Origin of the sequence: Sphingobacterium cellulitidis (assembly GCF_043187465.1) — a bacterium.
In the GTDB taxonomy this organism is placed as follows: Bacteria; Bacteroidota; Bacteroidia; order Sphingobacteriales; family Sphingobacteriaceae; genus Sphingobacterium; species Sphingobacterium cellulitidis.
Genome location: NZ_CP171136.1, coordinates 2,762,252 through 2,777,111, shown reverse-complemented (window position 1 = coordinate 2,777,111; position 14,860 = coordinate 2,762,252). Strand labels below are relative to the sequence as shown.

At 38.0% G+C, this 14,860-nt stretch carries 12 protein-coding genes; 6 read left to right on the top strand and 6 right to left on the bottom strand.

Translation table 11 applies throughout. The annotated features are described in order from the left end of the window. The first annotated feature begins 203 nt into the window (after positions 1 to 203). The gene (locus ACF3OC_RS12255; protein WP_094258792.1) at positions 204 to 1,367 is read left to right on the top strand and encodes an acyl-CoA dehydrogenase family protein; all 1,164 of its coding nucleotides are present in this window, start codon (positions 204 to 206) and stop codon (positions 1,365 to 1,367) included. A gap of 25 nt (positions 1,368 to 1,392) precedes the next feature. Continuing rightward, entirely contained in the window at positions 1,393 to 3,492 is a 2,100-nt protein-coding gene (locus ACF3OC_RS12250) for a 3-hydroxyacyl-CoA dehydrogenase NAD-binding domain-containing protein (RefSeq protein ID WP_392469294.1), read from the top strand. A 67-nt stretch (positions 3,493 to 3,559) separates the two neighbouring features. Here the strand turns inward: ACF3OC_RS12250 and ACF3OC_RS12245 are convergent, their stop codons facing one another. From ACF3OC_RS12245 to prpB, 3 genes are read right to left on the bottom strand one after another with little or no spacing between them, the layout of a single operon-like run. Further along, positions 3,560 to 5,008, bottom strand: a complete 1,449-nt coding sequence (locus tag ACF3OC_RS12245) for a bifunctional 2-methylcitrate dehydratase/aconitate hydratase (RefSeq protein WP_094258790.1) — start codon at positions 5,006 to 5,008, stop codon at positions 3,560 to 3,562. Between the two features lie 38 nt (positions 5,009 to 5,046). Then, a complete protein-coding gene (gene prpC, locus ACF3OC_RS12240; protein ID WP_094258789.1) occupies positions 5,047 to 6,198 on the bottom strand; it encodes a 2-methylcitrate synthase in 1,152 nt (383 codons plus the stop codon). Between the two features lie 6 nt (positions 6,199 to 6,204). Continuing rightward, the gene (gene prpB / locus ACF3OC_RS12235; protein ID WP_094258788.1) at positions 6,205 to 7,080 is read right to left on the bottom strand and encodes a methylisocitrate lyase; all 876 of its coding nucleotides are present in this window, start codon (positions 7,078 to 7,080) and stop codon (positions 6,205 to 6,207) included. Positions 7,081 to 7,435: 355 nt separating this feature from the next. Here prpB and ACF3OC_RS12230 point away from each other — a divergent pair, with 355 nt between their 5' ends. Next, the gene (locus ACF3OC_RS12230) at positions 7,436 to 8,071 is read left to right on the top strand and encodes a DUF6266 family protein (protein WP_094258787.1); all 636 of its coding nucleotides are present in this window, start codon (positions 7,436 to 7,438) and stop codon (positions 8,069 to 8,071) included. After that, entirely contained in the window at positions 8,071 to 8,523 is a 453-nt protein-coding gene (locus tag ACF3OC_RS12225) for a DUF5675 family protein (protein ID WP_094258786.1), read from the top strand. The genes ACF3OC_RS12230 and ACF3OC_RS12225 overlap by 1 nt, the downstream gene beginning before the upstream one ends. A 302-nt stretch (positions 8,524 to 8,825) precedes the next feature. On the opposite strand, the gene ACF3OC_RS12220 is transcribed toward ACF3OC_RS12225, so the two are convergent. The 3 genes from ACF3OC_RS12220 to ACF3OC_RS12210 form a co-directional block, all read right to left on the bottom strand. Next, positions 8,826 to 9,950, bottom strand: coding sequence for a peptidoglycan bridge formation glycyltransferase FemA/FemB family protein (locus ACF3OC_RS12220; protein ID WP_094258784.1), 1,125 nt, complete (start codon positions 9,948 to 9,950; stop codon positions 8,826 to 8,828). 130 nt (positions 9,951 to 10,080) lie between these two features. Then, the gene (locus ACF3OC_RS12215) at positions 10,081 to 10,284 is read right to left on the bottom strand and encodes a YwbE family protein (protein ID WP_093097338.1); all 204 of its coding nucleotides are present in this window, start codon (positions 10,282 to 10,284) and stop codon (positions 10,081 to 10,083) included. 50 nt (positions 10,285 to 10,334) lie between these two features. Continuing rightward, positions 10,335 to 11,036 carry a DKNYY domain-containing protein gene (locus ACF3OC_RS12210; protein ID WP_182498332.1) on the bottom strand — a complete coding sequence of 234 codons (702 nt, stop codon included), beginning with the start codon at positions 11,034 to 11,036 and terminating at the stop codon, positions 10,335 to 10,337. A gap of 237 nt (positions 11,037 to 11,273) precedes the next feature. Here ACF3OC_RS12210 and ACF3OC_RS12205 point away from each other — a divergent pair, with 237 nt between their 5' ends. Together ACF3OC_RS12205 and ACF3OC_RS12200 are read left to right on the top strand one after the other, a co-directional pair. Further along, entirely contained in the window at positions 11,274 to 12,761 is a 1,488-nt protein-coding gene (locus ACF3OC_RS12205; protein WP_392469293.1) for a glycoside hydrolase family 43 protein, read from the top strand. Between the two features lie 134 nt (positions 12,762 to 12,895). Continuing rightward, positions 12,896 to 14,848 (top strand): glycoside hydrolase family 172 protein, encoded by a 1,953-nt coding sequence (locus ACF3OC_RS12200; RefSeq protein ID WP_392469292.1) that lies wholly within the window; start codon positions 12,896 to 12,898, stop codon positions 14,846 to 14,848. The last annotated feature ends 12 nt before the right edge of the window (positions 14,849 to 14,860 follow it).

The following is a 14,860-nucleotide window of genomic DNA, read 5'->3' as shown; positions in this document are numbered from 1 at the left end:
ATCGATTTATTCAAGGGTTTAAGGTTTTTTAATTGTTTTTTATATCGATATAGACTTGATTAAATGTTAATAAACCTTGATGGCTAGATGTCATGTTTTAGTATCTTTTATATTGGCTAAGTGGCCAATTTTTTCTAAATTTATGAGCCGGCAAAGAAATTCGTTCTGGATTCTGCCGAGCATTTTGAACCAAATAAACTTATATGCTAATTACACCGTTTAGCCCTGAGCATGAAGCATTCAGGGATAGTCTACGTTCGTTTATTAAGAAGGAGATTCTACCCTATGTTGATGATTGGGAGAAGCAAGGGTCCATTGATAGGTCCATCTGGAAGAAGATGGGTGAAATGGGTTATTTAGGTCTTATTTTTCCGGAGGAGTATGGCGGATTAGATCTGGATTTTTACTATTCGTTAATATTTTGTGAGGAGTTGTCTCATTGTTATTCGGGAGGATTTACGATTTCAGCTTTGGTGATTGAGTATATGTCAGCGACCTATATTTGGAAATATGCGGATGAAAATTTGAAGTCCAAATATTTGTCGAAAGTTATTTCTGGGGACTGGGTCAGTGCGATTGCCATAACAGAACCAGGGGCAGGTTCAGATGTTCAGAATCTCAAGACCACAGCAGTGGATGCTGGTGATCATTATGTAGTCAATGGATCCAAGACCTTTATTACCAATGGCTATTATGCTGATTTTATTATTACAGCTGTAAAGACAAAATCTAATGCAGGTTCTTCGGGGATAAGTTTACTGATTATTGATCGGGATTCTGTAGGTGTTACGGCGACAAAAATCCAAAAGATGGGTTGGTTGGCATCAGACACGGCGGAATTAGGTTTTGACCAAGTAAAAGTACCGAAGGAAAACCTCATTGGGGAGTTAAACCAAGGGTTTAAATATTTGATGGGGGGATTGCAATTGGAGCGGTTAACGGCTGCAATTCATAGTTTAGCGAGTACCGAATCTGCGGTGAATTATACCTTGGATTATTTAAAGGAAAGAACTGCATTTAACAAACAATTGAAAGATTTTCAAGTTATTCGTCATAGGGTTGCACAGATGTTTGCAGATATTACGGTATTAAAAAGCTTTCTCTATTACTGTTGCGAATTGCAGAATCAGAAAAGGTATGCTGTAAAAGAATGCAGTATTGCTAAATTACAATGTGGCGAGTTGGCAGTCAGGGTTATAGGGGAGTGTTTGCAATTGTTTGGGGGATATGGATTTACGGAGGACTATCGGATTTCGAGGTTATATCGGGATGCGAGGGTCGGTACGATAATCGCCGGCACATCGGAAATCATGCTTGAAATATTATCGAAGATATATATTGATGGTGTAGATTATGAGAGAAAATAATTTTAGGAAGATAAAATAGCTGATAATGAGCAAAATTAAGGAGAGAATTAAAGAGCAGATCAGTGTGAGTAAGAATACTGAGGGGATTTATCAATTAAGATGGATAAATGTTCGGTCGAAACCGCATGATCTCTCATTAGACGAATATAAGTTCTGCATAGAGCTTTTGCTTTCTGTCCTTAAGAAGAAGGACTGTACAGGTTTGCAATTGATTTTGGAAGGGAAGTTCAAGAGTGATGATTACGAGGGCTTGATGGAAGCTGCTGGTAAGGAAGGTTTTTTAAAGAAGCTGGATCATATTGATGAATTGATTATAGAGCTTTCCGAAATTGAAAAGTCTACAGTTGTCTTATTTGACAAAGCATGTACAGGTTTAGCAGCGGCATTTCTATTGTTGTTTGATCGCCGGGTAGGAATTGGTAGCAAGGCGAAGTTGGGCTTTCCAGAAGGAAATTATGGAATGCTTACGGGGAATGGCAGTTTTACTAAAATGATGGGGATGTTGGATGCAGAATTGGTTTTTGATATTCTACATTCTGGTCGACTAGTCAAACCAGAAGAGGCATTAGAAAAAGGATTAATTGATGATAGGATAGGTTCTTGGGAGCAGGTGCAATCATGGTTGCAAGAAGATGTCGAGAAGCATGCAAATTATAAGTTTAAGTGGTCCATTGATTCAGGAGCTTTAAAGACTTCAATAGATAAATTAAATGCGAGGTCGAATAAGCCTTTATTATTTACCGAAGTTCTATTGAGTTTGATTCAAAATTCTGTTGGATTAAATTATAAGGAGTTTATCAATAGAGAGCATCTGGCTTATTTTGGTTTACTGACGGCGAAGGAAACATTAGCACGCGTTAGGACCTTCTTTTATGCGGTTGAAGAAGCGATTGATTTAACGAAGGGGATGGAGTTGGAGGAGATTCGCAAGGTTGGGGTTATCGGCGCGGGGATGATGGGTTCAGGCATTGCTTATGAAGTAGCAAAGGCCGGGATCGATGTGGTATTGAAGGATGTTGATTTACAGAATGCCGAAAGAGGACGTTCTTATTCAGAAAAAGTATGTAATAAATTGATTGAGCTCAATAAAATGAAGCCTGAAGAAAAGCCCATTATTTTGGAGCGGATACTTCCAACGGATCAAGTTGAGGATCTGGACGGGTCAGAAATTATTATTGAGGCAGTTTTTGAGGATAAAAGACTTAAAGCTGAGGTCATTGAGGATAGCAAGGTTTACCTTCAGCAGAGTGGTGTTTTTGCATCCAATACAACTTCCTTACCCATAGGAAAATTAGCGAAGAGTTTTGATGATACCTCCAGATTTATTGGTTTACATTTCTTTTCACCGGTAGATCGCATGGCTTTGGTCGAGGTTATCCGTGGGAAGGATACTTCAGAGGAAACCTTGGAGAAAGCATTGGATTTTGTTGGGAAATTGAAAAAAATTCCGATTGTAGTAAATGATGGGCCAGCATTTTTCACTTCCAGGATTTTCTTTTATTACCTATTGGAAGGAATTACGATGTTGTTGGAGGGTGTTGCGATGGAGCGGATCGAAGAAGGGGCAAAGCGAGCTGGTTTTGCTGTAGGGCCATTGGCAGTCTTGGATGAGATTTCCTTGCCTTTAATGGTGCATGTTTATGAGCAGCTTCCCGATATGAGTTTTAGTCAAAAGCGGGTATATAATTATTTGCAGCGGATGATCAAGAAGGGGCGAACTGGTCGAAGATCAAGTCGTGGATTTTATGATCATCCTGACAATAAACCAAAGAAATTTTATGTGGATCCAGAATTAAAGGATTTAGATTCACAGATTTCGGATAAGGATATTCAGGATCGTTTGCTTTGTGTTTTGGCCTTGGATAGTTACCGTTGTTTGGAGGAAGGTATTTTAAATTATAGTTTGGATGGGGATTTAGGTTCTGTCATGGGGCTTGGTTATCCAGTTCAAACAGGGGGAGTTTTCAGCTATATTGATATGATTGGAATAGATGAATTTGTGAAGAGTTGTGAGAATTTTGCGCAATATGGAGATGAATGGGAGATTCCAGATTCCTTAATAAAATTAAAAGACGATAATTTTTCCTTTTATTCAGGATTTCATTCCAATTGGATAGAAGATTAAAAGGAAGAAAAAGGAGAAAAAAAGAAGGTGTAAAAAATAAATTTACACCTTCTTTTTTTGCTTTATATTATACCATTTGGTCAACTAATTCATTGACTGGTATATTGATAATTTTGTCATATTCCAGGGTGCTTTCCAAAATTGTGTTTTGTTGTTTTTCTGCAAACACTCGGGCTAAATTAATTTTATATTTTTCAATTAATTTAGGGATTCCTTCTTCTCTACGTCTTTTGTGTCCGATAGGATATTCGACAATAACTTCTTGCAATATGGTACCATCGTTAAGTTCGAGTGTCAACGCATTTGCGATTGATCTTTTTTCAGGATCGTGATAATCTGTTGTGAATTGAGGATCTTCGAAGCAAGTAATTTTTTCTCTGAGTTCATCGATTCTAGGGTCAGCAGCCACATTATTTTCATAGTCGGCGGCGGTTAATCTTCCGAAAATAAGAGGTACAGCCACCATGTATTGGATGGCATGGTCTCTATCGGCAGGGTTATGTAAAGGTCCTTTTTTATCGATGATTCGGATTGCAGCTTCGTGGGTCCTAATTTTAATGCTTTTTATATCGTCTGAGGATTTTCCTAGGTCCTTAAGTTGTTGATAAAGCGTCATTGCGGCTTCTACTGCGGTTTGCGAGTGGAATTCGGCTGGGAAAGAGATTTTAAATAATACATTTTCCATGACATAGGATCCATAAGGTCGTTGAAACTTGAAGGGTTGTCCTTTAAAGGAAACGTCGTAGAAGCCCCAAACTGGAGCTGTTAAAACTGAAGGGTATCCCATTTCACCTTTTTGGGCAATTAATGCTAATCTCACAGCTCTGGAGGTTGCATCGCCAGCGGCCCATGATTTGCGACTTCCGGTATTCGGAGCGTGTCTATAAGTTCTTAGGGATTGGCCATCGACGAATGCGAGGGATAGGGCATTTATTAGTTCATCTTTGGATAGACCCAATAGTTTAGACACCACTGCTGTTGAAGCTACTTTCACCAGAATGACATGGTCCAATCCAACTTTGTTGAATGAATTTTCTAATGCGAGAACACCTTGAACTTCATGCGCCATGACCATTGATTCAAGGACATCGATCATGAGGAGAGGTTTTTTGCCTTCAGCGATTCTATTTCTTGAGATCCAGTCAGCCACTGCGAGGATTGCACCTAAATTATCCGAAGGGTGTCCCCATTCGGCAGCTAACCAAGTATCATTAAAATCTAACCATCTCACCATCGCGCCGATATTAAATGCAGCTTGAATAGGATCTAGTTGGAAGGGAGTTCCAGGGACTTTGGCACCATTAGGCACATAAGTGCCAGGTACAATTGGTCCCAATAATTTAGTGCATGCAGGATAAGTTAAGGCTTCAAAACCACAACCTATGGTATCAAGGAAGCAATAGTGAGCTGTTTTTAGTGCTAAATCGCTATTAATTTTATAATCAAGGATATAGTCAGCGATATCAACTAATACCTGATCTGGATTTGGTCTATTGTTTGAAATATGTGAAGACATACTAAATTTTATATTGTTTTTATTGTTATTAAATTCGTTTAACGGTCCTCTAGCGGGATAAAATCACGATTTTCAGGTCCGGTGTAATTAGCACTAGGTCGAATAATTTTGCCATCTTGTCTTTGTTCAATTACATGGGCACCCCATCCAGAAATTCGAGACATGACAAATAATGGGGTAAACATATCCGTAGGAATTCCCATGATATGATAAGCTACCGCCGAGAACCAATCTAAGTTAGGGAACATTCGTTTTTCATCCCACATGACCGTTTCAATTCTTTCGGCGATATCAAAGAGTCTCATGTCGCCACTTTCTTCGGATAATTTTTTGGCGATTTTCTTAATCACCTGATTTCTAGGGTCAGCAATAGTGTATACTGGGTGGCCAAATCCGATGATTACTTCTTTGTTGGCAAGTCTTTTTTTGATATCCGCTTCGGCTTCGTCAGCATTGGCATATCGTTCTTGAATTTCATAAGCCACTTCATTAGCTCCACCATGTTTGGGACCTCTCAAGGCACCGATAGCACCAGATATACAGGAGTAAATATCAGAACCAGTACCGGCGATTACTCTAGCTGTAAAGGTAGAGGCATTAAATTCATGTTCAGCATATAGATTTAGGGATACCTGCATGGCATTTACCCAGGAATCACTTGGTTTTTTACCATGAAGGAGGTGTAAGAAATGTCCACCTAAGGTCAGGTCATCCGTTTCAACCTGTATTTCCTTTTGGTTATGGCTGTAATGGTACCAGAATAACAATGCTGAACCCATACTTGCCATAAGTCTATCGATGATATTTCTAGTCGTTTGGACTTCATGCGATAGGGGTTCTGGTTCAAGGTTTCCAAATACGGAGACTGAAGTTCTCAGCAGATCCATTGGATGGGCGAATTCGGGGATTAATTTGAGTACATCCTTAAGGGTATCAGGGAGTCCTCTATCTCTTATCAGTTTTTGCTGATAGGTATTTAATTCAGTTTTCGTTGGCAAATGTTCATGGATGAGAAGATAAGCTACCTCTTCAAAGGATGCTTTTTCAGCAAGGTCCAAGATATCATAGCCTCTATAATGAAGGTCATTGCCACTTTTTCCAACTGTACATAGGCTTGTATTTCCTGCAGGCACACCGGAAAGGGCTACGCTTTTTTTTGGTTTAAAACCGGATTCATTAGTTTCTTTCATAACATGTTATTTTTTAAACAATTGGTCTAGTTCATTTTCATAACGGTAGTAATCGATACTATTATAGAGTTCTTCACGGGTTTGCATGGTCTCAATCACCTGGGCTTGCGTTCCGTCATTTCGAATATGTTGATATACATTTAATGCTGCTTTATTAGCTGCTCTGAAAGCAGAAAGGGGATATAGAACGATTGATACTCTAGCCTCACGGAGTTGATCTACGGAATAGAGTTCAGTTTTTCCGAATTCAGTAATATTAGCGAGAATTGGTAATCCTGTTGCTTCCGCGAAACGGGTGTAATCATCAATATTGGTTACTGCTTCGGCGAAGATAAAATCAGCGCCTGCGATTTGATAGGCCACAGCTCTTTCTAGGGCTTTATCAAGACCTTCAGAAGCGATAGCATCGGTTCGAGCTCCGATTAGGAAATCGGGATCAGTTTTAGCATTGACTGCTGCTTTAATTCGGTCGACCATTTCATCGGTTGAGACGAGTTCTTTTCCGGGTCTATGTCCACATCGTTTTGCGCCCACCTGGTCTTCCATATGGATTCCGGCGGCACCAGCTTTTTCCAAGGATTTGATGGTCCGAGCGATATTGAATGCCGAGGGGCCGAAACCAGTATCGATATCCACAAGAAGCGGTAGTGAGCAAACATTTGTAATTCGTTCAACGTCGATAAGGACATCCTGCAAATTGGTTATTCCGAGGTCCGGAATACCGAGAGAACCTGCTGCAACGCCACCACCGGAGAGGTAAATTGCTTTAAAGCCGGATTGTTCGGCTAGTAGGGCGTGGTTTGCATTGATTGCACCAACAATTTGTAGGGGATTTTCGGATTGGATAGCTTCTTTTAATTTTCGTCCTGCAGAATCCTTCATGTGTAAGGAAATTTATAGTTTATAAAATGATGATTTGAATGGCAAATTCGATAAGGAAAATCTTAAATGCCTCTTTCTTAAAGGTATGAAAATTTATGGTTTATCAGAATATTATGAGTGGAAAAGATGGATAAGGAATTGGCAGGATGCAATAGGCAATTAAGTGAAAAAAAAGAGATTTAATGGGTCTTTTTTGGACTATATAGTGTGTCAAATTATGCCAAATCGTTTCAAATTGAATCATATTGAGTCAATTTTTTTTTCTTGATTGAGGAATCAGGAGTTTAGCTGTCGATATCAAAAAACAAAACGTATTGCATGCAATCGATTGGTTAAATTTTAAAAATCAAAAAAAATGGCAATTATTTCAAACGGGATTTTAGGAACGTTTTCAGGAAAAGTAGGTTCAGTAATAGGAAGTTCATGGAAAGGGATAGATTATATTCGATCGGTACCAAAGAAAGTAAAGCGAATTGCGACTCCAAATATGCTTAATCAACAGGCAAAATTCAAACTCGTAGTCGACTTTTTAAACCCTTTGCGAAAATTCCTTACAGAATCCAATCAGGGGAAAAATTTACGGAAAATGACCTTGATGAATTTGATGACTAGAAAACTCTTGAAGGAGGCAGTGAAAGGGGATCTACCAAGCATCAGTTTAGATTATTCAAAAATAGAATTAAGTCAAGGTGAGGTAAATGGGTTATTTGATTTGAGAGTAGATGTTAAGGAGAAAGACGTGCTTTTCAATTGGAAGGCACATCCAAAAGACAAAACAGAAAACCCTGAAGATAAGGTTGTACTGGTCGTTTATAATGCAATGACTCAAAAATTTCAATTTATTCAAATTGGTAGAAGAGTTGATCAAAGTCATACCTATAAATTAAATGAAAATGTTAAAGGCGAAAAAATCGTGATGTGGATATTTTCTATGAATACGGAGAAGGAAATATATTCCAATAGTAAGTTCATTGGAGAATTTGTTGCCTAATGTTGGAATTAGTCAGGGTTCATAAGGGTCAGCATAGTACCTTATCCCATTTGTACATTGACAGTCTTTTTGCTTGTTATATTTTAGAGGATAGTATCCGGGCACGAAAAATCTTTGGTCGTACCTGTATTCCAGAAGGTCGCTATTCACTAAGACTGAATATGGTTGCTGGATTGAATAAGCGATATGCTCCAAAATTTGGGAAAAAGCATCAGGGAATGATAGAGATTATGGATGTTCCAAATTTCACGAATATCTTTTTTCATATTGGGAATTATCATACAGATACGATGGGTTGTCCCCTCATGGGGAGTTATTATAAGAAGGAAGATCAGGATTATATCGTACTTCAATCTGGTCAAGCCTATAAAACCTGGTATCCAGTATTGCTAAAAAAGTTACAGCAAGGAGACGTTAAAATTAAAATTATTAATCGCTTAAGGGATTATTAGGTTGGTTCCTACAGCTAAAAAAAGGATGATATGAAAATTTTATTAGAATCAATTTCTCAGATTATTCAGTTGGTAAGGACATCAACTATAAAATTTCCTGGGAAAGCAGTTATGCTTATACAATACATAAGTTTAATAGTTGATATTATGAAGCAATGGTATTCGATGAATCGGAAAGATGGGAATGGTCCACAAATTAAGAATGTAAGTTTTCGATAAATAGCTGGAAGCATGGATGTGGCAGATATAATTCTGCCACATTATTTATCAAGAATCTTTTTCTACTCCTTAAGAAGGAAGGATTAGTTGAGGTGGTAGCTTTGGTTTTGAAATTCCATTGAAGCGTAATAGTTGTATTTTTCTTTATTTAAAGGGTAATCCCAACAGCCCATTCTATGGTAAACTTGTCCACCGAAACCGGATTTAAAGCGATAAAGTCCGTACATAGGGTGAGATTGGTCTGCTTGAGGTGAAATTCCAAAGAAATCATATTCAGTACAACCATTTTCTTTAGCTAACTGCATTGCTTTCCATTGAAGCGCATAAGTTGCCATGAAATTTCTATTTTCTGTTGCCGAGGCCCCGTAAAGATAGGTGCCTCTATTTCCAGCAAGAACCAAGAACATTGCTGCCAGGGGTTGGTCATCAACTTCAGCAACAAGGAGGAATACTTGCGCAGGCGATTGGGTATCATTTGCTCTCGCGCTGAGGACTACTTTGAAGTAATTGATATCATGGAGAAAGAAATTATTTCGCTGCGCAGTTTGTCGATATAGTTCATACCAAACATCCAATTTTTCAATGCCCAAAGAACGAATCTGTACGCCTTTTCTTTTGGAAAGATTGATGTTGTACCTGGTTTTGGCTTTCATGTTTGCCAAAATATCATCTTCATTTTTATTTAAATCCATGAAAATGGTATTCGAGGGCAAGATATCTGTATTTGCTTTCCTTAGGTTCCAATGTTCTGTATTAAAATTAAACCTCAGTTCCTGGATTCTTTTTTCAGGTACACCAATCCAGTTACCATGGATATCGTAGCAGTCGTCTTCTTTCGCCCATAGGGATTCCCATGATAGATCAAATCGGATCATGATACAGGATGGGGGCAAGAAAGTTCTTAAGCTTTCAGACAGTTGTTCTAAGAAATAGCCTTGATTTTCGGCATCTGGTTCGATTTCGGGACCATAAGGGACATATGCTATACAGTGATCCTTATCAAGATGTTGAATAATAATCAAGAGATCGCCAATGATAAAAGTTTCATCAGAGGGATTGTTAAATAAATCGGATGATTTTACTTTAAAATTATAGGCAACAGACTGAACACCTTGCATTTTTTTAACTTCAGACCAGTAGGCTGTTTGTTGAATGATAGATGTTCTATAGATTTCCTTAATTTGTTTGTCTTCTAAATCTGCGATCATGATTGCTAAAACTTTTCGAAAGGATGGCGAAAATAAATAAATTACCAGCCTTTGGGCCAAAAAGAGGCAAACATAGTCAATAAAAGCTTGTTAAACGAATAGTATTGTCAGATTGTTGTTAGAAAAGGTTTTAATCCTCATCGATAATTTCTGCAACCCTTCCGATTTGACCATCAGTGAGTCTAACTTTAATTCCTCGGCTGTGATATGGGGCAGAAGTAAGGATATCTTTTACAATTCCTTCAGTTAGATTTCCGGAACGTTGGTCTTTTTTCAAAATGATATTTACGAGAATACCTGGTTTTATATTGCTTCTAGAATTTGGATCGCTCATGATTATTTGATTTATCGGCAAATTTAGGGCTTTGTAGGGAAAATGCTTTATTAATTATCCTGTTTAATGATTTTTGCATCCGCTTGCGTGGAACGGGTGTACTCATACTTACCGTTTTTGTCCTGCAAAATAATAGGTTGTTTAATAAGGTTGTAATAGAGAACCTCAAAGGATTCGGGGTCTAAAGGGATTTTAAAATCATAATGATAAATATTGGTTTTGTCCTTTATGAAGCCCCATTGATTCAAAGAATAATCATTGACGTCAATAGGCAAAATTTTGCCTTCATAATAAATATGATTTTTGTCTTTTGCATATAAGAAATCGAGATACTCAAATGTCTTATAATCAGCATTTGGTAGAGGAACCAGGGAGTTGTCCACTTTATAGTAGATATTATTTTTATCCATCCAATAAACAGTGTCATATTTTTCCTTTACATATTTGAAGGTTTTGCCATCTATACCATCGATGATAATAAATTCCCATTTGGCTTCAGGATTATTGATGGAAAAACCATTATGATTTTGGATGGATTTTGGGGGAGAATCAGCACTTAGAATTTGAGTATAGACATGATTTTTGTCGGCAAAAAATCCCGCAATCTTTTTAAAGGAATTAGGGTCTGCTTGTGGTACGAGGATAACCTGGTTTGTGTAATCGCGAAATTGAATTACTTGATCATTATATTGATAGAAGTTATCAAATATTCTTTTTAGATCTTCTTTTTTGAGGTTTGCCAATTCAGTCATTGCCTTATAGTTTAAATTTCATTTAGACCAAATGAAGAAAACAACAAATTCAGTTCCATTGATTCATTTTTAAGTAGAATTTTTTGAGTTAGAAGGTTAATGTGGAAGCTTAAACTATTTAGCAAGTTGATTTAAAAACAATATTTCTAAGGAATTATTATTATTTTAAGGTTCTCAATTTTAAACCTTATGGCAATTCAGCGATTTTTTTCACGGATTTTTTGTGTTTTTATTTTCATGGTGGGCTTGTTTAGCAATCTGAAGCTTTTGGCTCAAGAGCAAGCGCATATTGTTGGGGATTTTGCGGATCCAAGTGTAATTTATGCGGATGGGCAGTATTTTGCGGTTGGTACTTCCAGTGAATGGGCTCCACATTTACCAATATATAAATCGAAAGATTTGCGGAATTGGGATCAGGTAGGTTTTGTTTTTGAGAAGACGCCAGATTGGATTCAATCCTCCTTTTGGGCCCCTGAGTATTATTATCAGAATGGAACCTATTATGTTTATTATTCGGCGAAGCGTAAAAGCGATGGGGTTTCGTGCATAGGAGTAGCGACTTCCAAATATCCTGATCGGGGATTTGTGGATCAGGGTGTTGTCGTAGACTTTGGAACTGAATCAATTGATGCCTTTGTTGTAAAGGAAGGGCAGGAATTATTTATGACGTGGAAGGCTTATGGTTTAGATAAACGTCCTATAGAGTTATTGGGGAGTAAGCTTTCTACAGATGGCTTAAGATTAGAGGGAGAGCCATTTTCCATCTTATTGGATAGCGCCAAAATTGGGATTGAAGGTCAGAGTTTTGTGAAACATGGAGGATATTATTATATGTTTTATTCTGCGGGGGCATGTTGTGGTCCGGGCTGTGATTATCATGTTCAGGCTGTTCGTTCAAAGACCATTCAAGGTCCTTATGAGGATGTAGGAGAAGCAGTCTTGTTAGGTAGCAATGAAGGTTGGAAATGTATGGGACACGGAACTTTTGTCGAGGATAAAAAGGGTGATTATTATTATGTTTTTCATGGATATAATCAGGATGGGACAGTTTATACAGGAAGGCAAGGATTATTAGCCAGATTGGTTTGGTCAGACAAGGATACGCCTGTTTTTGAGTTTATTGAAAATGATGCAGATAAAAGTACTTCTGATCTTCATTTGGACTTCAGGAAACTCAGCAAGGAAAAATTCTTTGGGCAGTGGGATTTTAGGAATTCAATTCCAAAGTATGGATTAAGTAAAGCTGGATTGCGCGTTGCATCGGGGCAAAAGGCGGGAAATCCTATAGGATCGGTGTTGACATGGCGACCAGCCAACAAAGTTTATGCTGTTACAGCAAAAATAGATTTAGGAAACTCAAATCATTCATTAAGGAAAGGTATCTGTATTTATGGGGACCAGGATAAGGCAATTGGAGTTTCTATTGAAGGTAATCAGTTAATTAGTTGGGTTCAGAAAGGAGACCAGTTTGAAGAGCTTTCAAATATTGAAATAGCAAACGGAAGTAAGGAAGTAGAATTAAAATTAGAGAGCAAGCAAGATTTAGGTGTTTCTGCATATTATTCCATAAAAAAGGGGCAATGGCTTTCCATAACCATTAGCAAAAAAGATTTATTTAGTATAAGAGATTTGGCACCTTGGGATAGGAGTCCGCGACCAGGGATCCATGTTTCAGGAAGTGTAGATCAGGAAGCTCTTTTTAAGGAGTTTTCCTTGCGATATTAAAGGGGGATGTTTTTTGGTTGAGGTTTAGGTATTGCCGTGAAATTCAATTTATTATTTGATAATTTTCATTATCTTAGGGTAGCTTAAACGTTAAACAGATGTTATAAGCGACCTATAAATCTAAATCCAAAATCATGAAACGAGTATTCCTAAATTTCCTGGTATTATGTTCAATCGGTATTTTAAATGTTGGATTGAGTTATTCGCAGAAGGCTGATTACAGTTTTATTGCAGAGTTGGATAATTTAATAAGGCCTGATTTGCTTCCAAGTTATAGACCCTTTGAATATGTGGAGCAGATATCAAGTTATGATCGCACAGGGAAGAATGATGATGGATTTGGAGGAGCTTATTCCTTTATCCGCAAAGAGGGGAATAATCTTGTCATAGCAGATTTTAAGGGGCCGGGAGTTGTGAATCGAATTTGGACACCAACACCTACCGATGACACCTTAGCCTTTTATTTTGATGGAGAGAAGAAAGCGAGATTAAGGATTAGATTTTCAGATTTATTTTCGGGGAAGGTTTTTCCATTTGTACGTGGTATTTCAGGAAATGAAGTTGGAGGATATTACAGCTATTTACCCATTTCCTATCAGAAATCGCTGAAAATTGTATTTGAGGGCGAGAAAATTCTATTTCTACAGATTCAGAATCGGAGTTTACCGAATTCAAAGGTCAGTTCGTATACAGGAAAATTCAGCGATTTGGAGAAGTCCAAGATTGAGGAAGTAGGTCGTGTTTATTCTGAGAATAATCCGAGTATAGCATTATTTGAAAAAGGGAAATCTGAGGGGGTAAAAGCCATAGAAAAGAGCATCGTGATACAGCCGGGTGAGGAGATTGAATTTTTCGAGACGGATAAAGCAGGTCGAATTGTAGGGTTTGAGATTGATGCTGGAACCTCATTTGAGGGGTTTTCAAAGGATATCATACTGTCAGCAAAATGGGATGGGGAGGAGATAGAGAGTATTTATGCGCCAATAGCGGATTATTTCGGTTATGCTTATGGCAAAAAGACCATGCGCAGTTTGTTTATGGGGAGCAAAGGAAATTTAAACTACAGTTATATCCCAATGCCATTTGATCAAAAAGCTGAAATGAGTTTGGTTTATAAAAAGCGGGCAAATGAAAGTCAGTCTCCCATATCCATAAAAACCAAGGTTTATTATTCGGATAATGCTAGGGATAAGGACCGAGAAGGCAAATATTATGCAGTTTGGAAACGAGAGAAGCCAGAAACTGGTCAATATTATGAGTTTTTGAAGACGAGTGGCAAGGGGCATTATATAGGTACTATTCATATGGCTCAGGGATTACGTGCAGGAATGACCTTATTTTTTGAGGGAGATGATGTAACCCATGTTGATGGCAAGCAAAGGTTGCATGGTACTGGTTCGGAGGATTATTATAATGGGGGGTGGTATGCCTTGTTAGATCGATGGGATCGAGGAATTAGTTTGCCGATACATGGCTCCTTGGATTATAGTTTACCGATGGGAAGGACCGGAGCATATCGATTTTTTATGACGGATAAAATGCCGTTTGAAAAGGAGATAGATCATATGATAGAACATGGACCTGAAGGGAATGAATTTCCTGTAGATTACACTTCTATTGCGATGTATTATGCTGCGCAACCTTTGAAAAGGAAGATAGAGCCTAGTGAGGAATTGCGGACAGTTTATTTACCGAATGAGCATGAGTATTTCCCGCAACTGATGGAAGTGACATTAGGTGGCGGAGCAGAAGTGAAGCATGATCGAGGGTTGCGGATGCGTACAGATGGGCATCATACAGTCCGGGTGATGTTGACGGATGTTCCAGAAGGGGAGTACAAATTATCAATTTCATATTTTGAGAAGGAAAATGGGGCGGAGTTTGCTATCTGGCAGCGTCAGAAAATGGTTTCTGATTGGAAATCGAGTCAAGCGGATCAGGAGAAATTAAATAATAAAATTGAAATGGGGACTTTAAAAATTACGAAACAAACTAATTCCATTACCTTCCATGTCCGAAAATTAGGGGAGAAAGGTAATGAATTTGAGTTGGATAGAATATTTTTAGAAAAGATTGGAGATTTGTAGTTTATACAGGAG